Origin of the sequence: Nocardioides gilvus, assembly GCF_003194605.1 — a bacterium.
In the GTDB taxonomy this organism is placed as follows: domain Bacteria; phylum Actinomycetota; class Actinomycetes; order Propionibacteriales; family Nocardioidaceae; genus Nocardioides; species Nocardioides gilvus.
This window is the reverse complement of record NZ_QHKY01000006.1, coordinates 55521-77676: the sequence shown is the minus strand read 5'-3', so window position 1 is coordinate 77676 and position 22156 is coordinate 55521. Positions and strand designations below refer to the sequence as shown.

Annotated in this window: 19 protein-coding genes; 5 read left to right on the top strand and 14 right to left on the bottom strand. The window is 69.0% G+C overall.

All coding sequences use genetic code 11. From position 1 onward, the window contains the following. Window positions 1-61: 61 nt before the first annotated feature. From DNK52_RS14445 to DNK52_RS14425, 5 genes are read right to left on the bottom strand one after another with little or no spacing between them, the layout of a single operon-like run. Entirely contained in the window at window positions 62-1018 is a 957-nt protein-coding gene (locus tag DNK52_RS14445; protein ID WP_110241742.1) for a DUF808 domain-containing protein, read from the bottom strand. A gap of 4 nt (window positions 1019-1022) precedes the next feature. Then, entirely contained in the window at window positions 1023-2060 is a 1038-nt protein-coding gene (locus DNK52_RS14440; RefSeq protein WP_110241741.1) for an SIS domain-containing protein, read from the bottom strand. Between the two features lie 3 nt (window positions 2061-2063). After that, window positions 2064-2228 carry a Trm112 family protein gene (locus DNK52_RS14435; RefSeq protein WP_110241740.1) on the bottom strand — a complete coding sequence of 55 codons (165 nt, stop codon included), beginning with the start codon at window positions 2226-2228 and terminating at the stop codon, window positions 2064-2066. Beyond that, the gene (locus DNK52_RS14430) at window positions 2228-3628 is read right to left on the bottom strand and encodes a phosphomannomutase/phosphoglucomutase (RefSeq protein ID WP_110241739.1); all 1401 of its coding nucleotides are present in this window, start codon (window positions 3626-3628) and stop codon (window positions 2228-2230) included. The genes DNK52_RS14435 and DNK52_RS14430 overlap by 1 nt, the downstream gene beginning before the upstream one ends. A 34-nt stretch (window positions 3629-3662) precedes the next feature. Beyond that, window positions 3663-4022, bottom strand: a complete 360-nt coding sequence (locus DNK52_RS14425) for a DUF3499 domain-containing protein (protein WP_110241738.1) — start codon at window positions 4020-4022, stop codon at window positions 3663-3665. Between the two features lie 49 nt (window positions 4023-4071). Between DNK52_RS14425 and DNK52_RS14420 the strand changes: the two genes are divergently transcribed. Beyond that, window positions 4072-4500: a metallopeptidase family protein gene (locus DNK52_RS14420; RefSeq protein ID WP_239455671.1), complete on the top strand. Its 429-nt coding sequence runs from the start codon at window positions 4072-4074 to the stop codon at window positions 4498-4500. 16 nt (window positions 4501-4516) lie between these two features. Here DNK52_RS14420 and DNK52_RS14415 read toward each other — a convergent pair whose 3' ends face one another. From DNK52_RS14415 to DNK52_RS14405, 3 genes are all read right to left on the bottom strand, one after another. Further along, window positions 4517-5893 carry a DUF5719 family protein gene (locus DNK52_RS14415; protein ID WP_162598793.1) on the bottom strand — a complete coding sequence of 459 codons (1377 nt, stop codon included), beginning with the start codon at window positions 5891-5893 and terminating at the stop codon, window positions 4517-4519. Next, on the bottom strand, window positions 5890-8811 hold the full coding sequence (locus DNK52_RS14410) for a glycosyltransferase family 2 protein (RefSeq protein ID WP_110241735.1): 2922 nt from the start codon (window positions 8809-8811) through the stop codon (window positions 5890-5892). The genes DNK52_RS14415 and DNK52_RS14410 overlap by 4 nt, the downstream gene beginning before the upstream one ends. Window positions 8812-8908: 97 nt before the next feature. Further along, window positions 8909-9172: a WhiB family transcriptional regulator gene (locus tag DNK52_RS14405; protein ID WP_110241734.1), complete on the bottom strand. Its 264-nt coding sequence runs from the start codon at window positions 9170-9172 to the stop codon at window positions 8909-8911. 163 nt (window positions 9173-9335) lie between these two features. Here DNK52_RS14405 and cofD point away from each other — a divergent pair, with 163 nt between their 5' ends. From cofD to DNK52_RS14390, 3 genes are read left to right on the top strand one after another with little or no spacing between them, the layout of a single operon-like run. After that, window positions 9336-10331, top strand: coding sequence for a 2-phospho-L-lactate transferase (gene cofD / locus DNK52_RS14400; RefSeq protein ID WP_110241893.1), 996 nt, complete (start codon window positions 9336-9338; stop codon window positions 10329-10331). Next, a complete protein-coding gene (gene cofE, locus DNK52_RS14395) occupies window positions 10331-11338 on the top strand; it encodes a coenzyme F420-0:L-glutamate ligase (RefSeq protein ID WP_110241733.1) in 1008 nt (335 codons plus the stop codon). The genes cofD and cofE overlap by 1 nt, the downstream gene beginning before the upstream one ends. Window positions 11339-11387: 49 nt before the next feature. Continuing rightward, window positions 11388-12119, top strand: a complete 732-nt coding sequence (locus DNK52_RS14390; protein WP_110241732.1) for a DUF3105 domain-containing protein — start codon at window positions 11388-11390, stop codon at window positions 12117-12119. Window positions 12120-12149: 30 nt separating this feature from the next. On the opposite strand, the gene DNK52_RS14385 is transcribed toward DNK52_RS14390, so the two are convergent. After that, entirely contained in the window at window positions 12150-13253 is a 1104-nt protein-coding gene (locus tag DNK52_RS14385) for a mannose-1-phosphate guanylyltransferase (protein WP_110241731.1), read from the bottom strand. Between the two features lie 82 nt (window positions 13254-13335). Between DNK52_RS14385 and DNK52_RS14380 the strand changes: the two genes are divergently transcribed. Beyond that, window positions 13336-14064: a TIGR03089 family protein gene (locus tag DNK52_RS14380; RefSeq protein WP_239455669.1), complete on the top strand. Its 729-nt coding sequence runs from the start codon at window positions 13336-13338 to the stop codon at window positions 14062-14064. Here DNK52_RS14380 and DNK52_RS14375 read toward each other — a convergent pair. The 5 genes from DNK52_RS14375 to glf form a co-directional block, all read right to left on the bottom strand. Next, complete coding sequence (locus DNK52_RS14375; RefSeq protein ID WP_110241730.1) at window positions 14057-16894, bottom strand: FG-GAP-like repeat-containing protein; 2838 nt, start codon at window positions 16892-16894, stop codon at window positions 14057-14059. The two genes, DNK52_RS14380 and DNK52_RS14375, sit on opposite strands and share 8 nt — an antisense overlap. Before the next feature lie 319 nt (window positions 16895-17213). Next, window positions 17214-17993 (bottom strand): ABC transporter ATP-binding protein, encoded by a 780-nt coding sequence (locus tag DNK52_RS14370; RefSeq protein WP_110241729.1) that lies wholly within the window; start codon window positions 17991-17993, stop codon window positions 17214-17216. After that, window positions 17993-18886 carry an ABC transporter permease gene (locus DNK52_RS14365; protein WP_110241728.1) on the bottom strand — a complete coding sequence of 298 codons (894 nt, stop codon included), beginning with the start codon at window positions 18884-18886 and terminating at the stop codon, window positions 17993-17995. Before DNK52_RS14365 ends, DNK52_RS14370 begins: the two co-directional genes overlap by 1 nt. Next, a complete protein-coding gene (locus DNK52_RS14360) occupies window positions 18886-20916 on the bottom strand; it encodes a glycosyltransferase (protein ID WP_110241727.1) in 2031 nt (676 codons plus the stop codon). Before DNK52_RS14360 ends, DNK52_RS14365 begins: the two co-directional genes overlap by 1 nt. Continuing rightward, a complete protein-coding gene (glf, locus tag DNK52_RS14355) occupies window positions 20913-22118 on the bottom strand; it encodes a UDP-galactopyranose mutase (protein WP_239455668.1) in 1206 nt (401 codons plus the stop codon). The genes DNK52_RS14360 and glf overlap by 4 nt, the downstream gene beginning before the upstream one ends. Window positions 22119-22156 lie beyond the last annotated feature (38 nt).

The window sequence follows — 22156 nt, the reverse complement described above, 5'->3', positions numbered from 1 at the left end:
AATCACGCAATCCCCGACGCGTGCCCCGTCAGTGCGCCGTCAGTGGGCCCTCAGTGCGCCCTCAGTGCGCCGCTGGGTCGCCCTTCGGGTGGCGACCGATCGGCAGCAGGTGGAGCAGGGTCACCACCACGGCCCCGACCACGAGCCCGAAGACGGCCGAGAAGGCGGTGTTGGTCAGCCAGCCGAGCACTCCGCCTGCGACGCCCACGGCGTCGTGGACCGCCACCTCGACGTGGTGCACGAAGTCGTAGGGCCCGTGCAGGCCCAGGTCACCCAGGCCGACCAGCAGGATGTGGCCACCGACCCAGAGCATCGCGACCGTGCCGATGGCACCGATGGCCGCCAGGACGCCGGGCATCGCCTTCACGAGGCGACGACCGAAGTTCTTCGCGAACTGGGTGCGGGCCCGCATCGCGAGCATCAGGCCGAAGTCGTCAGCCTTCACGATCAACCCGACGATCCCGTAGACCATGATCGTGATGCCGATGGCGACGGTCACCATGATGATCGCGCGGGTGACGAAGGGCTCGTCGGCCACCTCGTTGAGGGCGATCACCATGATCTCGGCCGAGAGGATCAGGTCGGTGCGGATTGCACCGGAGATCATCTTCTTCTCCTGCTCGGGACCGAGCTCGGTGGCGAGCACCTCCGGCTCGGTGTGGCCGCTGACCTTCTCCCAGATCTTCTCGGCGCCCTCGAAGGCGAGGTAGGTGCCACCCAGCATCAGGATCGGGGTGAGCAGCCAGGGCAGGAACTGGCTGAGCAGCAGCGCCGCGGGGAGGATGAAGACCAGCTTGTTGACCAGCGAACCCTTGGCGATCTTCTTGACGATCGGGAGTTCACGCTCGGCGGCCAGCCCCTGGACGTACTGCGGGGTGACGGCCGTGTCGTCGATGACCACGCCGGCGGCCTTCGCGCTCGCCCGTCCGGCGGCTGCGCCGACGTCGTCGACGGAGGCCGCGGCCACCTTCACGAGGGTCGCCACGTCATCGAGCAGGGCGAACAGTCCGGCACTCATCGTTTCACTCCTGATCCAGTCCGACCTGCAGGTAGGCGGCAGCGTAGCGACCCTGCAGCAGCAGTGACGCATAGCGCCCCACCTCGGTGGTGACGCCGGGTTCACAGGTCAGGGTCTCGACCCGGATGCGGCGCGCTTCGGCCGTGCCGACGAGGAGATCACGCTGCTCGGCGACCAGCGACTCGTTCGTGCCGTCGTCGAGCACCACCAGGACCGGGGGCAGCGCGCTTCCCTCCTCGTCCAGGGGGTCGTCGAAGAGGTCGCGCACCGGTGTCGACTCCAGGACCGGGAGCAGGTGCTCGGCATCGCCCGCGATCGCGGACGAGCCCGAGGCGCGTCGGATCGACTCCGCCACCCGACGCGCCGCCCGCGCAGCCAGGACGCTGCCGCCCCACAGCACGGGGCTGTGGTCGGAGAGCGAGATGGCCAAGGTCTTGGCCGGGTTGACCGAGAGGTCCCGGAAGGGTGAGCAGGCGGTCGCGACGTGGTCGAGCGCACCGGCCACGTCCTCGACGTCACTCCTGGGGCCGAGGTCGACCTTGTCCAGGTACTCCAACATCACGACGGCGGCAGCGGACTGGTCGCGCGTGACGACCGGCAACAACGTGCTCCAGCGTCCGACGGCGTGCCGGGCCACCAGGGAGTTCTCGGGTGCGGCCACCACGACCTGGGCGCCTCGTCGCAGGGCCTCGGCGACGGCGCCCGCGGTCGTCTCGTCCGACCCGTCGGGGGCCAGCACCAGGACGAGGTCCAGGCTCCCCACCCATCCCGGGAGGCTGGGCGCCGGCCACGCCACGAAGGGCACCGGGCACCAGGGCTCGAGCACTGCGCGCAGCAGCCGGGAGTCGGGCCCCGCCGCGACCACCGCGCGAGGACGGTCCGAAGCCTGCGCGCGCGCCACGGCCCCGGCCAGGGCGTCGCTGGCGGTGGCCAGGTCCCGGCGTACGCGCGATCCCGCCTCGGCCAGCCCTCGTAGCACCGGGTCGAAGGACCCCAGCGCCCGCTCGTCGTCGAGGCGACCTTCGTCGAACCAGGTGCCCATGCGTCAGGCCGGCTTACGGGCCTCGTCGACGAGCAGCACCGGGATGTCGTCACGCACCGGGTACGCGTACCCGCATCCCGAGCACACGAGCTCCTCGCCCTGCGCGAACAGGGAGGCGTGGCAGGCCGGGCAGACGATGATGTCGAGCAGCTTGGGGTCGAGTTGCATCAGTTGCTCCTGATCGTGGTGAGGACGGCGTCGCGGACCTCGACCATGGTGGCCTCGTCCTTGCCCTCGCAGTTGAGCCGCAGCAGCGGCTCGGTGTTCGAGGCCCTGACATTGAACCACCAGTCGGCGTGCGTCACCGTCAGGCCGTCGAGCTCGTCCACCTCGGCGCCCTCGACGTCGCTCCAGTGACTGCGAAGATCGGCGAGCACAGCAGCCTGGTCAGCGACCGTGGAGTTGATCTCACCACTGGCCGGGTAGCGCTCGTACTCGGCGAGCAGGTCGGAGAGTGACCGGTCGGTCTCCGCCAGGGCCGCCATCGCGTGCAGGGCCGCCAGCATGCCGGAGTCAGCGCGCCAGAAGTCGCGGAAGTAGAAGTGACCGCTGTGCTCGCCGCCGAAGATCGCGTCGGTAGCGGCCATCTCGGCCTTGATGTAGGAGTGTCCCACCCGCGTACGCACCGGCCGACCACCGAGCTCGGTGACGATCTCGGGCACCGAGCGCGAGGTGATGAGGTTGTGGATGACCACGGCCCCCGGCTCCTTGAGCAACTCACGAGCCGCGATCAGGGCGGTCAGGGTGGAGGGCGAGACACCGCGGCCGTGCTCGTCAACGATGAAGCAACGGTCAGCGTCGCCGTCGAAGGCGAGACCGATGTCGGCCTTCTCGGCGAGGACCGCCTGCTGCAGGTCGACCAGGTTGGCCGGCTCGATCGGGTTGGCCTCGTGGTTGGGGAAGGTGCCGTCCAGCTCGAAGAAGAGCGGCACCATCTCCACGGCCTCGGTTCCGATCTTGTCGAAGACCATCGGTGCGGTCAGACCGGCCATGCCGTTGCCCGCGTCGACGACCACCTTCAGGCGACGCCCGACGACCGGCGCCAGGGTGAGCAGGTGGTCGGCGTACGCAGCCAGGACGTCGGTCTCGGTGATCTCACCGGGGACCTCAGCCGTGACGATCCGGCCGGAGCCCACGACGTCACGGATCTCGGCCAGGCCGGTGTCCACACCGACCGGCTGCGCACCCGCGCGGCACATCTTCATGCCGTTGTACTGCGCCGGGTTGTGGCTGGCGGTGAACATCACGCCCGCGTGCCCGAGGTGGCCGGACGCGAAGTAGAGCTGGTCGGTGGAGGCCAGCCCGACGTTGACCACTGCTGCTCCGGCCAGGGAGGCGCCCTCGGCGAAGGCCCTCGCCATCCCCGGTGAGCTGGGACGCATGTCGTAGCCGATCACCACGGTCTCGGCGCCCAGCACCTGGACGAAGGCGTTGCCCGTCGCGCGGGCCAGCGCCTCGTCCATCTGGTCGGGGACGGTGCCACGGACGTCGTAGGCCTTGAAGATGGCCCCGAGGTTGGCGGGATCCAAGGTCGGCGACGCGGCGGCGTCAGGGGTACCGGAAGTCATGGCACGTGAGCCTATATGGCACCCCGAGCCGTGATCAGTCCGTGGTCAGGACCCGCAGGTGACCGCGGCGCGTGCCGCGTGTCGGATCGTCGGCCGAGTGGATCGGTGGGGCCGGCTCGGGCGGGCGCGCAGCCTCACGTACGGCGTCGGCCAGAGCAAGGAGGTCGTCGTTGGAGGGACCCTTGTCGGTGAGGTCCAGCGCGAGGCGCAGGACCTCCCAGCCGCGCGGGGCGGAGAGACGTTCGCTGTGCTGCCCACACAGGTCGTACGCGTGCGGCTCGGCGTGCAACGAGAGCGGGCCCAGCACCGCCGTCTGGTCGGAGTACACGTAGGTCAACGTCGCGACCGCAGCACGGCCACAAGCGGTACGCGAACAACGGCGTGCAGGATTCACACGGGTGACGTTACCCCGCGCCACCCTCGTCGCCGTCTAGGCTCGCGGCATGGATCAGGCCCCTCGTCGTCGCACCCGGGACCGTCGCGACCGGGGGATGCGCGGGCCTGCAGTCCTCCCCCGCACCCTGGGCACCCCCGCGACCCGCACCCAGCGGATGCGGTTCGACTCGGTCGTGCTCGATGTCGTACGGGTCCTGGACGCCCGCTGGCACGACCACCTCGGCCTCGTGGAGTACGCCGTCGAGGACACTCCCCTGGTCCCCGACGACTGGGACGACGAGGGTGTGCCGTTGGCCTCCCTGGTCCGCGGCCAGGGCGCGACCCCGAGCCGACTGGTCCTCTTCCGTCGACCGATCGAGCACCGCTGCGACAACCGGGAGGAGCTGCGCGCCATGGTCTTCACCGTGCTGGTGGAGCAGATCGCGATCCTCCTCGACATGGACCCCGAGGACGTCGACCCGCGCGAGGACGACTGAGCCTCGCCCCACGAGATCAGTACAGGGCGGGTCGGACGTCCGGTACGAGACTCTCGGTGACCAGCTCGAACAGGGGCCGGACCCCGCCGGCACCGGCCTCGAGGGCGGCGGCCACCCGTCCGCCGTCCATCTGCACCTCGACCCAGCGGGCCCTGGGGTCGAGACCGAGTCGGCGGCCTCGACCGGGACGCATGGTGACCCGGACCGGCTCGAGCTCGCGACCCCCGGCGTCACGCTGGACGACGGTGACCTCGGTGACCGCGTCGGCGCCGGCGAGGACGAGGCGCTTGGGGCCGGCTGCGACGACGCCGGCGGCCGTGGCCGAAAGCAGGGGCGCCGCGACGGCGTGGGTGAGGTCGCTCCCCGTGCGGGTGCGCAACTGGGCACTGACCGGCTCACGCGACTCCAACCGCAGCCCCACCAGTCCGTCGACGACGTCGGAACGCAGCAGGTCCGACAACGAGACCGTCACCGTGGCTCCCGGTGGCACGTTCACGGGCTCGACGCCGGCGGGGGCGAACTCGCTCTCGGCGGTCACCGCCAGCACGTTCACCCGGGTCTCGTCGGAGCCGTCATTGGTCACGACCAGCGTGCGGTCCCCGCCACCTCGGGCGACACCGAGGAGCAGGGGATCGCGGCTCGGCGCATCGTTGGCCGGCAGCCAGGAGACCGCTCGGCTGGCACTGCCCAGCTCGTCGATGCGATCCATCACCGACGAGGCCAACCTCCCGCGACTGACCTGGATCCTGATCGTGAGGTCGTTGCGAGCCGGAGCGACCCGGGAGAGGTCCAGCTCGATCTCTCCCCGGGCGGGCACGGCCAGGCCCCGGAGGCCAGCCACCTCCCGTACGCCGCCCGGGCCGTGCACGGTCACGTCGGCGAGCGCGGGACCGGCGTCGGGGTTGACCAGGTGCAGCACGGAGGAGTGTTCGGGTCCCGCACCGACGCCGGTGAACCAGACGTCGCTGTCGGGGGGTGTGCAAGCCACCGCTGCGGTCTCACCGGTGCGCGAGGCGACGAGGCCGGACGCCAGGTCACCCTCGGCTCGCAGGACGACGTACGACGACCGGCCGACGGTGCTGAGAGCACCACCGCTGATCGTCACGTCAGGGGCGCCGGCGACCCGGATCGTGCCGGACTGGGAAGTGTTGGCGAGAGCCACGCGAACGTCGTCGACGTCGCCCCGGGCCGGGGGGCAGACGACCACCGAGCTGCTCAGGGGGGCGGTCCCCGGCGCGCGACCCGGGTCCTCGGTGGGTGAGGGGCTGACGCTCGCCAGCGCAGCGACCGTGAGCAGTGGCACGCCGATGGACAGCATCACCATCGGGTTGATCCGTCGGTCCCGCTGCAGTGCCACCCTGCGGCGTGAGCCAGGTCTCGACCTGTCCGTCATCGGCGTACCCTCCTCGAGGTGATCGTGGGGCCCGCCGCCACGAGGGCCAGGATCCACGCGATCCCCTGGGTCACCACCAGCACCATGCGACCGGTGCCCACCTCGCTCGCGACGCCACGCGCCGACGTCTCGTGCTCGACCCTCCAGGCCCGGGTCGAGCGGTCCTCGGCGCTCGCCTGGACGAAGCCGTCCACCGCGTCCATACCGGCCGCGATGCGTCCGTCGACCGGCGACGGCACGACGACGTACTCGACGCCCTGGTCGGCCAGGGCCTCGACGACGCGCGGCGTCGGCGCCGAGACCAGACGGGTGACCAGAGCTGACATCTCCCGGTCCTCAGGGGTCAACCCCAGGATCTCGTCCTCACCCACGGTGACGCCGTCGCCACGACGGATCCGGTAGGTCACGCCTTCGTCGACCGAACCCCTCAGCACCAGGACCCCACGGGCGTCGTCCGTCAACGCGCTCTGGGCCATGTAGGCCGGGACCACCTCGAGGGGGTCCTCGCCGAACTGGTTGTCTGCACCCACCCACCACACGAGGCCACCCAACGGCACCACGACGGCCACGCCGGCCACTGCCAACGCGACGGCCCGCTGCCACCACGGATGGTCGTCCCCGGCGAGTCGACGCACCAGCGCCCCCGTCCCGAGCGAGGCCACCACCACCGCGATGCCCTGGAGCACCACGACGAAGAAGCCCATGCTCGGCGGAGTCGAACTGCCCGGCAGGTCGAGCTGGACGAGACCCAGGACCGCGACCACGCAGGCCGCCGGCAGGGCGACGACCCACCCGATCATCACCGGCACCCGGGTCGAGTGGGGGGCGATGGCCAGCACTGCCAGGAGGCCCACCGGAACACCGAGCCACCAGGGCGCACCCATCTGGGACAGTCGGCCGGTCAGCAGGCCGGCGGCGTCGACCGAGGCCACCGGCAGCCGACCGGCCTCCAGCAACAGACCGGCGGCCGAGCCGGTGCCGATCAACGGCAGGAACCACGGCAGCAACAGGACCGGCACCAGCACCAGGGCCAGGGCCGGCGGGCCCCACACCGCGCGGTCGTTGAGCAGTCGGGGGCTGATCGCGATGGCGGCCGCGACCACGATCGCCGCCACCACCAGGCCGAAGAGCCAGATCCCCGGCACGAAGGCGGCGCACAGGGCGAGCAGCATGCCCGTACGCCACCCGGCACGCCAACGGCGGTCTGGTTCGGGGTCGACGAAACCCAGGGCAGCGTGGGCGAGCCAGGGCAGCAGGGCGGCCATCGCGACCGTGCCGAAGCGACCTTCGCCCCACGCGCCCGAGGTGGCCGGGAGCAGGGCATAGGTCACCGACCCCCACACCAGCACCCAGGTGGAGAGACCGCGGGGATCGACCAGCCGGCCGACCACCCGCAGAAAACGCCACGCGCCCCACAGCGCCAGGGGGACGGCGAGAAGCATCAAGGCACTCATCACGACCCCGGAGCTTCCTCCGAAGAGGACGAACCCGGCGACCGCGAAGAGCGCGATGTAGGCAGGGGCGGGCACGTCGGAGCCGGTGCCGAGCGCGTGCCGCGACTCCAGGTGCAGGCGCCACCAGTCAGCGGCCCGGTCCGGGACCGGGGAGAGCGCCCCGCCCTGGATGGACCAGAAGGCCTCACGCGCCGCGAAGAGCGACGCCAGGACGACGACGCTCAGGACGATCGCCACCGGGCTGGTGAAGAACCGCACCACCCACCCGGAGTCGGCGTACAGCTCGTCGTCCTCGTCCTCACCGTCGGAGCCGCGCCGGGGGCGCTCAGGAGTGGCCGCTTGCAAGGGCGCCAGACCGGGAGCGGCCGCACGCTCGGCGGCCAGCGTTGCCTCCTTGGCGGCACGCCGTCTCTCGGCGACGTCCTGGACGCTGCTCGCCAGCGCCTGGAACAGGTCACTGACCGCATCCAGACCGTGGCGGTAGGGCAGCCACCAAGGTGGCATCAGGGGGCGTACGTCGTGGGCCTGCTGCTCCCACAGGCCCTTGCGTTCCAGCCGCGCGGCGCGGACCTGTCCGGGTCGGGTGTAGACGTGGAGCAGGGCCGCGAACTCGTCGGCCGCCTCGCCGACCGCGCGGACCGCGAGCAGGCCGAGGACTCTGACCAGGCTGCCGAAGAGGAGTCGGATCGTCTGCCACAACAACTGCGGTCGTTCGACGTTGGCCAGCAGGGTGAAGAGGGCAGCCCGCCGCATCGAGTAGTGCGGGTGGCGGCCCGTGAGCTCAGTGGTGCGGGCACCGCGCGTGGCCGCCTCGGCATGAAAGACGACGGCCTCGGGGACGACGTACGTCTGGTGCCCGGCGCGAGCGGCCCGCCAGCCGAAGTCGATGTCGTTGCCGAAGAGCGGCAGGGCCTCGTCGAAACCACCGAGAGACTCCAGCACCTCACGCCGTACGAGCATGCCGGCGGTGTTGACCGCCAGCACCCGGCGTGACCGGTCGTGCTGGCCCTGGTCGTACTCGCCTCGCTCGAGGCCGGTCTCTCGCCGACCCGTGCCCGAGATGGTGACCCCGAGCTCGAGCAGGCGACGCAGGGAGGGCCACTCGCGCAGCTTGGGGCCGAAGACGTCGACCTCCGGGTGCTCGGCGACCGCCGCAACCAGAGCGGCGAGGGCGTCCGGCGCGGGGTTCGAGTCGTCGTGCAGCAGCCAGATCCACTCGTCCTCCGCAGGCGGGAGAGACTCCAGGGCCCGTTGGACGGCTTCGGGATAGGAGGTCTTGACGGGCGCGGAGAGGACTGCGTCTGCACCGAAGACCGGGACCAACAGGTCGATGCAGTCGTCTCGGCTGCCGGTGTCCACGGCGATCCCGCGGTCAGCGGGGCGCTGCTGGCCGCTGAGCCCGCCCAGGACCTGGGGCAGCCATCTCGCCCCGTCATGGCTGACGAGTACGACGGAGACGATCACCGGGACAGCGTAGGGACTCGGTCGGGACGAGGGCGAATCGTCCGGGACGACCTGGCGCGAGGCGCGTCAGGACCGCGGTGCCGCTGGGTCGATCGGGTCAGCCGACTTCGATCGCGCTCTTCTTGAGCTTGCGACGCTCACGCTCGGAGAGGCCGCCCCAGATGCCGAACCGCTCGTCGTTCATGAGGGCGGACTCCAGGCAGTCGGTGCGTACGTCACAGGTCAGGCAGACCTTCTTGGCCTCCCTCGTCGAGCCACCCTTTTCGGGGAAGAAGGCCTCCGGGTCGGTCTGCGCGCACAAGGCTCGGTCCTGCCAGCCCATGCTCTCGGTCTCGGCGTCCATGAGAAACAGTTCTCGCATCGACCTTGCCCTTTCGACCCGTGTCGGCACCTCTCCCCGTTGTGGGGCGCCTGGAAGAACACTAACGGAATTACACGCTTGTGGGTACCAATTCGTCAAGCGGAGTTTGGCGAATTCGGGACCGCGTGGCGCGCCTTCTGGACCTTCGGGCAAAGATATGCCCATGCGCAACATCACAGTCATCTCAGGTGGTATGGGCGGAGCGAAGTTCATCCGTGGCCTGCTGCACGGAATCACCCACGGCCTGCTCCCGGGGGTCTCCCCCGACGCCCGGGTCACGGTGGTGGCGAACACCGCGGACGACCTCTGGCTCCACGGCCTGAAGGTCTGTCCTGACCTCGACACCGTGATGTACACCCTCGGCGACGGCATCGATTCCGCTCGCGGCTGGGGCCGTCGCGACGAGACCTGGAGCGTCAAGGAGGAGCTGGAGGCCTACGGCGTCGAGCCGACCTGGTTCGGTCTGGGTGACCGCGACGTCGCCACGCATCTGGTGCGCACCCAGATGCTGGAGGCCGGTTACCCCCTCTCGGCAGTCACCGAAGCGCTCTGCAAGCGCTGGCAACCCGGCGTCCGCCTGCTGCCGATGACCGACGACCGGGTGGAGACGCACGTGGCGATCGCCGACCCCGAGAGCCCCAGCGGACGTCGGGTGATGCACTTCCAGGAGTACTGGGTGCGGCTGCGCGCCGCGGTCCCGGCCGAAGCGGTCGTCTTCGTGGGGCTGGAGAACAGCTCCCCCGCTCCCGGTGTGCTGGAGGCGATCACGGAGGCCGACCTGGTCATTGTGCCGCCCTCGAACCCGGTCGTCTCGATCGGCACGGTCCTCGGCGTCCCCGGCCTGCGGAGCGCGCTGCGCGCCACCACGGCCAAGGTGGTCGGTCTCTCACCCATCATCGGAGGGTCGCACGTGCACGGCATGGCCAACCAGCTCCTGACAGCGGTGGGCGTGGAGGTGAGTGCTTCTGGTGTCGGTCTGCACCACGGCGCCCGGAGCGCCGGGGGTGTGCTCGACGGCTGGCTGGTCGACACCGTCGACGCCGATCAGGTGGGCGCCCTGGAGGCTGCCGGCCTCCCTGCCCGAGCGGTGCCGTTGCTGATGACCGACGACGACGCGACTGCCGCGATGGCCGCCGCCGCCATCGACATGGTCTCCTGATGGCAGAGATCTCGGTGGTGGCACCCGACGGGATCGGCGAGATCACCGCAGGGACCGACCTGGCCGCCGAGATCAGCGGCGCCCTGGCGCTCCTCGACGGTGACGTGGTCGTGGTCACCAGCAAGGTCGTCAGCAAGGCCGAGGGCCGCGTGGTGGTCGCCGACGACGAGGCGTACGAAGCCGCGTTCGCCGCCGAAACTGTCCGCGTGGTGGCCCGGCGCGGGCTGACCCGGATCGTCCGCAACCGTCTCGGGCTCGTCATGGCAGCGGCCGGCATCGACCGTTCGAACGTGACCCTCGGCGCCATCGTGCTGCTGCCCCACGACCCGGACGCCTCGGCGCGTGCCCTGCGCAAGCGCCTTCACGAGCTCACCGGGCACAACGTGGGCGTCGTGGTCACCGACACCGCTGGTCGCGCCTGGCGCGAGGGGCAGACCGACATCGCCATCGGCGTCGCCGGGCTGCTCCCGTACGAGTCCTACGAGGGTCGCGAGGACGCGTACGGAAACCCATTGGCCGTGACGCTTCCCGCCGTCGCCGACGAGATCGCCGGGGCCGCCGAGCTGGCACAGTCGAAGTTGGGTGGCCGCCCGGTGGCCCGGCTCCGCGGTCGCAGCGACCTGGTCCTCCCTCCGGGTCAGGACGGTCCGGGAGCCGTCCGGTTGCAGCGCCCGGAGGGGACTGACCTCTTCGGCTTCGGGGCCCGGGAGGCAGTCGTCGTCGCGCTCGCCCAGGAGACCGCGCTGCTCAGCGTCTTCGGCGCCCCGGCCAGCGAGAGCGAACTCCTCGAGGCCCTCGGTCGCGTCCTGCCACGAGCCCACCCCCGCCCACGCGAGAGCCCGAACAGCACGAGGCTGACCCTGGAGCTGCCCGCGGAGTCGTCGGAGCCCTGCGCGGCAGTCCTCCGCGCGCTGTGCGCCTCCCACGGCTGGGTCCTGGAGACCGTCGGCGAGGACGAACTGGACCAGAGTGTGCACCTCGCCCACCTCTCACCGACTCATCCGTAGACTCACCCACGTTTCACCGACTCCACCCGAGACCCGAGGACGACCCACCGTGGCCAAGCAGGACAAGACGAGCCGTCAGGCGAAGATCGACGAGATCCGCAACAGCTCGAAGACAGCCGACCGGCGCCGCGGCGGCATGATCATCGGCGTCGCCGTGGCTCTGGGACTGCTGATCATCTTCGCGGCTGCCTGGAAGCCGGTCACGGACTGGTGGGACATGCGCGAGTTCGACAGCAAGGAGCTCGCCGCGATCGGTGCCAGTGCTGACTCCTGCCAGGAGGTCACCACGGCCCCCGCCAACGGCATGCAGAACCACGTCCCCCAGGGCAGCCCACTGGAGTACGAGGAGGCCCCGCCGGCCTTCGGACCGCACTACGACTCGTGGGAGCCGATCGAGCGGAAGTTCTACAGCTCCGACCGCCCCGACCTGGGCTACCTGGTGCACAACCTCGAGCACGGCTACACGATCCTCTGGTACGACGAGACGATCGCCGACGACGAAGAGCAGATCACGACACTGAAGGGCTTGGCCGGCAAGTTCGACTCCGACAACTTCCGCAACAAGTTCAAGATCGCGCCGTGGACCTCCGAGGACGGCGCCGAATTCCCCGAGGGACAGCACGTCGCGATGACCCACTGGTCGGTCGGCGGGGCTGGCGAGGACGACCCTGCCAAGCAGGTCGGCGTGTGGCAGTACTGCTCCGAGCCGAGCGGCGCAGCGCTCGAGACGTTCATGAAGGACTACCCCTACATGGACTCCCCCGAGCCGGGCGCTGGCTGATCGGTCACTGACCTCACACCAGCTGGTCCCTCACACCAACTCGTCGTGGCCGTCCTCCTTGAGGGCGGCCACGATCGATTTCACCTCCTGGGCGCGCGCCCGCGTGGTCACCAGAAGAGCATCCGGGGTGTCCACCACGACGATGTCGTCGAGCCCGATCACCGCCACCGTGCGGCCACTCCCGGGCACGATCAGACCCGTGGAGTCGACCATCCGCACCAGGCCCTCGTCCCCGAGCACGCGCACCTCGGCGTCGACGCCCCGCGCCGAGAGGTCGGCGGTGAGCAAGGCGTCCAGCGAGGCGAAGTCACCGACGTCGTCCCAAGTGAAGGTGCCCGGGATGCACGCGACGCGCCCGGCCGCTGCGGCCGGCTCGGCCACCGCATGGTCGATCGCGATCTTCGGCAACGTCCCCCAGACCTCCTCGAGTGTCTCGGGGGCGGCAGCGAGGGCTCGTAGGGCTGCGGCGAACTCCGGGTCGCCCTCGGCCAGCAGGTCGAGCAGCACCGTCGGACGTACGACGAACATGCCTGCGTTCCAGCGGTAGGCGCCCGTGGCCAGGTAGCCCTCGGCCACTTCCCGGGAGGGCTTCTCCACGAACTCCTCCACGGTGAGCGCGTCCAGGCCCCGCAGCGGTGGCCCCGTCCGGATGTAGCCGAAGCCGGTGGCTGGGCCGGTCGGTTCGATGCCGATCGTCACCAGCCAGTCCTCCCGGGCTGCCTCCACGGCTCCCGAGACGGCGGCGGAGAAGGCCGCCTGGTCGGCGATCACGTGGTCGGCGGCGAACGAACCCATCACCGCGTCGGGGTCCAGCAGCTCGAGCATCGCCGCGGCGAGACCGATGGCGGCCATCGAGTCGCGTGGGGACGGCTCGGCCACCACCCGATCGGGTTGCAGCTCGGGCACCTGGGCCACCACGGCCTCACGGTGCGCCGCGCCGGTGACCACCAGGCACCGGTCGAGGGCGAGCGGGGCCAACCGGTCGACGGTGGCCTGGAGGAGTGTCCGACCCGACCCGGTCAGGTCCAGCAGGAACTTCGGAGCCCGGGACCGCGACAGCGGCCAGAGGCGGGTGCCGGCACCACCGGCGGGGATGACGGCCCAGAAATGGTCGAGAGACGGCGCAGCAGACATGGCTGTGAGAGTAGAGCACCCGGGCACGGCCCGACTCCCTCACCGGCGTTCGCTCATGTGACCAGTGCCTAGGCTGGTGGGCGTGACCACCTTCGACGACGTCCTCGGCGCCCTGATGCGCCGCTCCCCCGGTGACCCCCTGGTCACCTTCTACGATCACTCGACCTCGGAGCGCGTCGAGCTCTCGGTCGTCACCTACGCCAACTGGGTGGCCAAGGCCTCGAGCCTGTTGGTGGAGGAGTACGACCTGGAACGCGGAATGCGGATCCGGATCGATCTGCCCCCGCACTGGCTTGCCACGGTCTTCCTCGGTGCCGCCTGGAGCGTGGGTCTGGCGGTCGTCTGGGACGACGAGTTCGACGTCGTCGTCTGCGGGCCGGAGTCGGTGGAGGCCTGGGCCACGCGGGCCGAGGAACTCCCCGTGCTGGCCTGCAGCCTTCTGCCGATGGGCGTACGTTTCCGCGAGCCCCTGCCGGACGGTGTGCACGACGTGGGCGTGGAGATCTGGAGCCAGCCCGACGCGTTCATCGCGTGGGACCCGCCCACCGCCAGCGACCTGGCCTGGGTCGACGGTGAGCGTCGGGCCACCCAGGGGGAGATGTGGCAGACAGCCGCCGCCGGGAGTCTCCTCACCGACGGCGGCCGTCTGTTGACGGTGGCGAACCCGACTTCCCCATCAGGTGTCGCCACCTTCATCGAACCTCTCGCGAGAGGCGGTTCGATGGTTCTGGTGGCTCAGGCAGACCCGGAGCGGCTCGTCCTCACTGCACAGCAGGAGCAGGTCACCGCGTCCGATCAGGGTCTCAGCTGAACATGTTGTACTGCCTCATCCCGCCGGCGAGGTAGCGGCGCTGGGTCAGCCCCTTGGTGGTGGCGGTGAAGAGGAAGAGGCGCCCGCTCTTCTTGCCACGAGCGACGACGTCGGTGGTGCCGGCCTGCAGCTTGACCTGACTGACCGGGAGTCGCACGTCGTAGACGTTCGGGTCGAGCGAGGCGCCGCCGGGGACCCGGGCCAGGCGGCCCTTGTAGCCGGGGACGGCCACGCCTCCCTTGACCCGCTTCTTGCCATTGCCGGCGAAGAACCGGGTCACGCCGTTGACGGTGCCGATCAGGTCGGGCTTGCCGTCACCGTTGACGTCGCCCACGGCCTCGAGGGCCTGCACGCCGTGGAAACCGGTCCCGATCAGGATGCGCGGGCTGGAGAGCTTGCCCGTGCCGTCCCCGAGACGGAGCTGGAGCGCACCGGTGACACCCACGGTGATGACGTCACCCTTGCCGTCACCGTTCCAGTCACCCGCGTTCATCAGGTGGATCGCCGACGAGGCGTCGATGCCGGTCTCGATGGGCGCCCGCAGCTCGTAGGTGCCCGGGTTGGCCAGGTGCACCAACTCCCTGCCGCGGCGCGCCATCAGGTCCGGCGAACCGCTGGAGGTGACGACGTTGACCGAGAGGTGGTCGAGGCTCTTCTCCGTGGCCAGCGGGCCACGTCGGGCGCCGAAGGAGCCGCGACCGGTGCCGGGAAGCACGTACAGGGTGCCCGTGCCGCGACGTACGAGCAGGTCGGTCCTGCCGTCGCCGTCGAAGTCGCCGCCACCGGCAATCGTCTTGTAGGGAGACCAGTTGCCGGGGGTCGCCTTCGGCTTGGCGAACTTGGAGGAGCCCAGACCGCTGATGGTGTGGACGGCCCCCTTCTTGTGGCGAGCCATGAGGTCGGGGCGACCGTCACCGGTGATGTCACCGACCGCCACCAACTCGGTGTACGTACGCAGGTTGCGGTTGACCCTGACCTTCGTGAACTTGCCGGAGGCAGTCTGGAGGAATCCGTAGGCCTTGCCGGTCCGGGTGTGCCGCGCCACCAGGTCGGCGCGCTTGTCACCGTTGATGTCCCCGACCGCGGTGAGCAGGTCATGCCCGCGCGTCAGGGTGATCACGGTGGTGGCCTTCTTCTTGAACTTGCCGTTGTTGAGTCCGCGGTGCACCCTCGCGGTGCCGTCGCCGCTCACGGAGACCAGGTCGGCCATTCCGTCGCCGGTGAGGTCGGCAGAGGAAACCATCCGGGTCTTGTACTTCCACCCGGTGGAGATCTTCTTGGGCGCGGCCAGGGCTGACATGCCGCCGGTCGGCAGGATGACGAGCTGGGAGTCGCTGCTACGACGAGCAACCAGGTCGGGGTGGGGCGTGCCCGCGAGGTTGGTCGACAGGTTCGGCGCCGACAAGGTCGGGGGGGCCGGGGTGGGAGCCGGGGCCGGCGTGGGCTTCGTCGGAGTGGGAGCGGTCGGCGTGGGGGCAGCGACACCGGTCTGGGCTGCTGCGGCCTTCGCCCGGATCGCACCGAGCTGGGCGTAGAGGTACTTGCCCGGGCAGGCGGTCGAGCCCGCGTCACGGTGTCCGTTGACCGCGGGCATCGTGCGGGAGCCCACGCGCTCCTTCATGGAACGCGGGTCGATGCCGTGCAGACCGAGCTTCCAGGCGAAGAGCGCCCCGTATGCGTTGACCATGGCGGCGGGAGCACCGGTCGTCTCGAAGTTGCCGATCGCCGACATCGCGAAGGCCAGGTGGTTGTAGCCAGAGGTGTGGGCGCCGATGACCGCCTTGTCGACGCCGCCGTAGCGACCCTCCCAGACCCGTCCGAAACGGTCGACGAGGAAGTTGTAGCCAACGTCGCTCCAGCCGCGGGACTTCACGTGGTACGTGTAGATGCTGCGGATGATCCCGGGCACCTGTTCGGCGGTGTAGTTGTTCGCGTTCACCGTGTGGTGGACGAAACCGGCCTCGATGGAGCCGTAGCTCAGTGAGCTCTTGTGCCGGATCTTCTCGTCGGCACCCCACTGGGCACGCGAGTAGATCGTCGGCTTGGCGGCGGTCCGGCCCGACTGGAGGGCGATCTTGTCGTCATCTCCGGAGTCGGTCGAGTCAGCGGGGGCGGCGGGGGCGGTCTCGATGGCCGGGCCCTCCTCGCGCGTCTCCTCGGCTGCACCGGGGTCGATCACGGCCAGCGAGAGACCCTGGGGCAGCTCGCCGGCGCCGTCGGCACGCACCTCGACCTCGTCGACCTCTCCCACGATCAGAGCGTCGGTGCCGTTGCGTGCGGTCCTGGCGTCAGGGCTGTCCGGGTCCGGAGCGTGGGCGTCGTCGAAGACCATCTCGGTCCAGTCGCCCCACTCCGCACCTTCGCGGGTGCGCACCTGCAGGGCGAGCTCGCCGGCCGCGACCCGGGACTCGGTGTCCCAGGTGACGCCGACGGCACCGAAGCCCTCGATCGGTGCGGAGACCGTCGCCTCGACGACGTCCTCGGGCGCGACGTCGGCCGCGAGCCCGTGCTCGTGTCCCTCGTGCGCGCCAGCCTCGTCCTCATGGGCGTGACCCTCGTCCTCGTGGGCGGGCGCCTCGTCCTCGCGCTGCACACCTGCCTCGGCGGAGTCGTCCTCCACGATGGCGTACTCCTCGACCTCGGGCTCCACCGGCGCCGTGGGCACCTGGGCGAGAGCCGGGGCGGGCTCGGCAGCCAGCCCGGTCACCGGAGCACGGGAGACCACATCGAGCGAGATGATGTTGGTCGCCGGTGCGAGCACGGCAAGGACGACACCGAGCGCCAGCAGCTGCTGGCAGGCGGTGATGAAACGGATCTGGTTCGTACGCATTTGGGCCACTCCAGTGCGGGGGAAGAGTCACACGGGTAGCAAGTTTCACATCAGTCACACGAGTCACGACAGCAAAACTGAGTAACTACAACGGTGTAATTTCCACTCGCCACGCCGACAAAATTGAGTTTTGTCAACTTTCCGCTGCAAGGATGGCCCACTTCTGACCCTCACGAGGGCATATCTGAGCAGAAATGCACTGAAGGGCCACTCCCCAGGGGAGTGGCCCTTCGATGTCACGACAGGGTGTGAGGTGGTCCAGACCAGCGCTCGACCGGGACGGCGCCTCGGACCCTGCGTCGCAGGCTGTGCCTGACTCTCAGACGTCGGCTCCCAGGCCGTCGTCCTCCTTGTCACCGACCACGTTGTCCTCGGTGTCGTCGTACTTCAGGAAGTGAATTCCCTCGTCGACTCCCCCGTCGAAGGCGAGCCGGCCCTTGTCCAGCACCAGGACCCGGGTGCAGAGACTGCGCACCGCGCCGGGAGCGTGCGAGACGTAGAAGATGGTGGTGCCCGAGTTCTTGATCTCGTCCATCTTCCGCTTGCACTTGCGCTTGAACGGTCGGTCGCCCACAGCCAACGCCTCGTCAGCGATGAAGATGTCGGAGTCGACGTGGATCGCCACTGCGAATCCCAACCGCGCCTTCATGCCCGAGGAGTAGTACGTCACCGGTGTGTCGAGGAAGGTGCCGAGGTCGGCGAAGTCGACGATCGCGTCCAGCTTGCGCCGCGTCTCCGCCTCGCTCATCCCCAGGATGGCGGCCTGGAGCCAGAGGTTGTCCCAACCACTCAACTGAGGGTCGAAACCGGCGCCGGTGGCGATCAGACCCGCAATCCGGCCTCGGGTGAGCACGGTGCCCGAGTCGGGCCGCATCACTCCGCTGACCATCTTGAGCAGCGTGGACTTGCCGGAGCCGTTCAACCCCATGAGCCCGATCGACTCACCCTGCTCGACCGTGAAGCTCACGTCCTCGACGGCGTTGAAGACGTCGTGGGTGCGGTTGCCCTTCAGCTTCGCGATCGCCATCATCTTGAGCGAGCGGTGGTACTGCATCCGGAACGTCTTGGTGGCGTTGTGCACCTCGATGAAGTTGGTCATCAGAGTCTCTCCACCACTCGGCCCTCGTACTTCTTGAACCATGCCTGCGCCAGGAAGAGCAGCACCAGACTGACCACGAGCATCACACCGCCGCGGGCCCACAGGTCGTCAGGCATGTGGCGTGAGGTCAGGTAGGCGGGATCGTCGCCGGTGCCCACCCAGAAGCAGCGCTGCAGCAGCAGCACCGACTCTGCCACCGGGTTGAGCAGGTAGATCTTCGAACCGAGCTCGCCGAAACGCTCGTGCACGAACGTGTACGGGTAGATCATCGGGACGCTGAAGGTGATCAGTTGCGTCAGGGTACCGATCAGCTTTCCGAAGTCCCGCCAGAAGACGTTGAGGATGCTGAAGAACAGGGCGAGCGCCAACGCCAGGGGGATCAGGATGGCGAAGGCCAGGAGACCTGCAGCCACCCCGAGCATGTCCGGATCCCAGCCCACGACCAGGCAGACCACCAGCAGGATCACCAGCATCGGCACCGTGTGCCACAGCGCCACCACGGTCTTGGAGACCGGGAAGAGCGCCTTGGGCATCGGCAGCTTGTTCAGCAACCTGCGGTTGCGCAGGAGCGAGGCCGTCCCACCGTTGAACGTCTCGGTGAAGAAGTGCACCACCACGAGCCCTGAGACCAGGTGGATGGCGAAGTTGGGCACCTCGTCACCACCGCGGTTGATCATCACCTGGAAGATGAAGTAGTAGATCGCAAAGCGGATCCCTGGCTGCACGTAGCTCCACAGCCACCCCAGGACCGTGCCCTGGTAGCTCGACTTGATGGTGTTGCGCACCAACATCGAGAGCAGGTACCGCTGGCGGAACACCTCCGCCAGGGTGCCGCCGGGACTGGGGGACGCCAAGGGCATCTCGGCAGCCCGGTCATGACCGATCGTGCTCATCAACTCTCCGTCGTCACTTCCGTGTCCTCGGTCCACGGGCGGAAGGTCTTCTCCCACTCGTGGGGCGAGGTGATGTCCGGCAACGCGTCGCGGTACTCCTTGGCAAGACGCGGCCACTCCTTGCGCAGACGGAGGTGGATGTCCACCGTGCGCTTGAGGAGGTCCTGGAACTTCTCCGGGTCACGCTGGTAGAGCGCTGCGGACTGGCCGTCCGGCATCGACACGATGGCCGAGTCGTACTTCGTGAGCCTGTACCACTGCGAGTCCATCGCCGGGATCTCGACCTCCGGGTGCTCCTTGGCCAAGGGGCGGACCGGAAGGAGCTGACGGAACGGAGACTTCAGGGCGGCCAACTTCACCGCGCTGCCGTTCGGGACACCGGTGTCGTCGCGTCCCTTGCGCGGCGGCTTGGTCCGGCGCACGCTCGGGAAGGCGTCCGGGTCAGGCTGCAGCTGGGCGTCGGTGAACTCACTGGCGAAGGCGCGCACCTCCTTGAGCTTGCTCTCCAGCGAACCGTGCAGCTCGTACGGGCCGGCCAGCACGTCCTCGAGCGCCTTGTGTCGCAGCTCAACGGTCGAGTACTGCATGGAGACCAGGTGCTTGACCTGGTGGCTGAAGCTCTCGGTCACCATCCGGCCACCCTTGGGGTAGGCCGAGTGCAGCAGGGCCGCGATGAAGCGGTTGCGCTGGTGGAAGTACGACTGCCAGTCCAGGCCGTCGTTCTTGTCGGTCCAGGGCACGTGCCAGACGGCGGCACCGGGGAAGGTGACGGTCGGATAGCCCGCCTTCTTCGCTCGCAGCCCGTACTCGGAGTCGTCCCACTTGATGAAGACCGGCAGCGAGAGGCCGATCTCCTCAAGGATCTGACGCGGGATGAGGCACATGAACCAACCGTTGAAGTCCACGTCGACCCGCTTGTGGAGCCACCGGGTCGAGCGCAGGTTGCGGGCGCCGAAGTCCCAGTCGCCGAAGACACCCGGGGCCGACTCCCACCAGAAGCGCCACTGCTGGACGATCTCGCCGAAGGAGTGCAGGCGGGCCCGCGAGTAGATGCTGAACATGTGGCCGCCCACGATCGTGGGGCGGCGAGCCAGGTCACCGAAGGTGATGGCACGGATGATGCCCTCGGGCTCACAGATGACGTCGTCGTCGAGGCACATGAAGTACGTCGCGGTGCCCTTGCGGACCGACTCCAACTGGCCGCGTGCGTAGCCGCCCGATCCACCCAGGTTGCCCTGCTCGATCACCCGTAACTGCTCACCCAGCGCTGCCTCGGCGACGCCGAAGTTCTCCGCCTCCGTGACCAACTGGGTGCCCTGCTCCATCACCAGGACCTCGTCCAGGTAGGGCCGCAGGGCCTCGTCCTCGCCGATCTGCACGATCAGGTCGGCACAGAAGTCGGGACGGTTCATCGTGGTGATGCCGATGTCGACGGTGCCGTGCTCGGCGCGATCGGCGGGGACCTCAGCGGCCCACTCGGCGGAGGTGACGACGACGTCCTCCTCACCGGCGACGACGTCGTACCAGTACCAGCCACCGTCGACGAAGGGCTTGAGCGGGAGGTCGAAGGTGAAGACACCCTCGGTCTCGGTGCCCGTCGTGACCGTCTCGACCCGCTGCGAACGGCCGTTGGCCATCGACTTGTAGACGGTCAGAGAGGCGCCCGCACCGCTCAGGTGGACCGTGAGGGTGACGTCGGTGACGACGGTCCAGCGACGCCAGTAGGAGGCGGGGAAGGCGTTGAAGTACGTGCCGAACGACAGTTTGTCCCCGGCGAGCACCCGCATCGCGGTGCGGCTCTCGATCTGGTCGGGGTGGATCGAGGCGCCGGTCGAGATCGACTGACGCATCGAGGCCGCGTTGATCTGCTGGGCGGCGCGGTTGGAGCCGACCTCGTACTTGTCGGCGTCCAGGACGACGGCCTCGGGGTCGACGTACAGGCGGAAGACGTCGGAGTCGCTCTGCGTCGGCAGGATCTGGCGCTGGAGCACTCGGGTGACGGTCGCGGGCGTGCCGCTGTGCTTGCTCATTCGTCCACTCCTCCACTCTTCAGCGCTTCGCCGTCGGCGAAGTGCGGGCGGAGTTTGTTGTCGTACATGGAAAGCGCTGACCCGATGGCCATGTGCATGTCGAGGTACTTGTAGGTGCCCAGCCGGCCCCCGAAGAGCACGGTGGGCTCCTTCTCGGCCAGCTCGCGGTACTTCAGCAGCTTGGCGCGGTCCTCGGCGGTGTTGATCGGGTAGTACGGCTCGTCGCCCTCCTCGGCGAAGCGGCTGTACTCGTGCACCACGATCGTCTTGCCCGGGGTGTGCTTGCGCTCCGGGTGCAGATGCTTGAACTCCAGCACCCGGGTGAAGGGGACGTCCTGGTCGTTGGCGTTGACGACGCCGGTGCCCTGGTGGTCATCGACGTCGAGCGTCTCCTGCTCCAGGTCGATGGTGCGCCAGGAGAGGCGGCCCTCGGAGTTGTTGAAGTACTCGTCGACCGGGCCGGTGTAGACGATCGGGACCTTGCCCTTGTACTCGTCGGCGACGGAGAAGAAGTCGGTGTCCAGCTGCACGGTGATGTTGGGGTGGTCAGCCATCCGCTCCAGCCACGCGGTGTAGCCGTCGACCGGCAGGCCCTCGTAGGTGTCGTTGAAGTAGCGGTTGTTGAACGTGTAGCGGACCGGCAGGCGCGTGATGATGTCCGCGCTCAGCTCCTTGGGGTCGGTCTGCCACTGCTTGGCGGTGTAGCCCTTGACGAAGGCCTCGTAGAGCGGGCGCCCGATCAGGCTGATCGCCTTCTCCTCGAGGTTGGTCGCGTCCTCGGTGGCGATCTCACTGGCCTGCTCGGCGATCAGTGCACGCGCCTCGTCGGGGGTGTGGGACTTCCCGAAGAACTGGTTGATCAGCCCGAGGTTCATCGGGAACGTGTAGACCTGCCCCTTGAACTTGGCGAAGACCCGGTGCTGGTAGTCGGTGAAGTCGGTGAAGCGGTTCACGTACTCCCACACCCGCTTGTTCGAGGTGTGGAAGAGGTGCGTGCCGTACTTGTGCACCTCGATCCCGGTCTCCTCGTCGAACTCGGAGTACGCGTTGCCGCCGATGTGGCTGCGACGCTCCAGGATGAGCACCTTCAGGCCCAGGTCGGCAGCGCACCGTTCGGCGATGGTGAGACCGAAGAAGCCGGAGCCGACGACGACCAGATCAGGCAGGTCGCGGGTCGCGGACGGCGGGACGGACTCAGACAAGGTAGAGCTCCTCACAGGGGTTCAACACAGATTTCCCG

Coding starts and splice junctions, on each gene's coding strand:
- DNK52_RS14360 (WP_110241727.1), bottom strand. CDS start 20,916: ATGAGCAAGCACAGCGGCACGCCCGCGACCGTCACCCGAGTGCTCCAG.
- DNK52_RS14375 (WP_110241730.1), bottom strand. CDS start 16,894: ATGCGTACGAACCAGATCCGTTTCATCACCGCCTGCCAGCAGCTGCTG.
- cofD (WP_110241893.1), top strand. CDS start 9,336: ATGCGCAACATCACAGTCATCTCAGGTGGTATGGGCGGAGCGAAGTTC.
- DNK52_RS14415 (WP_162598793.1), bottom strand. CDS start 5,893: ATGACGGACAGGTCGAGACCTGGCTCACGCCGCAGGGTGGCACTGCAG.
- DNK52_RS14430 (WP_110241739.1), bottom strand. CDS start 3,628: ATGACTTCCGGTACCCCTGACGCCGCCGCGTCGCCGACCTTGGATCCC.
- DNK52_RS14440 (WP_110241741.1), bottom strand. CDS start 2,060: ATGGGCACCTGGTTCGACGAAGGTCGCCTCGACGACGAGCGGGCGCTG.
- DNK52_RS14365 (WP_110241728.1), bottom strand. CDS start 18,886: ATGAGCACGATCGGTCATGACCGGGCTGCCGAGATGCCCTTGGCGTCC.
- cofE (WP_110241733.1), top strand. CDS start 10,331: ATGGCAGAGATCTCGGTGGTGGCACCCGACGGGATCGGCGAGATCACC.
- DNK52_RS14370 (WP_110241729.1), bottom strand. CDS start 17,993: ATGACCAACTTCATCGAGGTGCACAACGCCACCAAGACGTTCCGGATG.
- DNK52_RS14385 (WP_110241731.1), bottom strand. CDS start 13,253: ATGTCTGCTGCGCCGTCTCTCGACCATTTCTGGGCCGTCATCCCCGCC.
- DNK52_RS14435 (WP_110241740.1), bottom strand. CDS start 2,228: ATGCAACTCGACCCCAAGCTGCTCGACATCATCGTCTGCCCGGCCTGC.
- DNK52_RS14405 (WP_110241734.1), bottom strand. CDS start 9,172: ATGCGAGAACTGTTTCTCATGGACGCCGAGACCGAGAGCATGGGCTGG.
- DNK52_RS14420 (WP_239455671.1), top strand. CDS start 4,072: ATGGATCAGGCCCCTCGTCGTCGCACCCGGGACCGTCGCGACCGGGGG.
- DNK52_RS14445 (WP_110241742.1), bottom strand. CDS start 1,018: ATGAGTGCCGGACTGTTCGCCCTGCTCGATGACGTGGCGACCCTCGTG.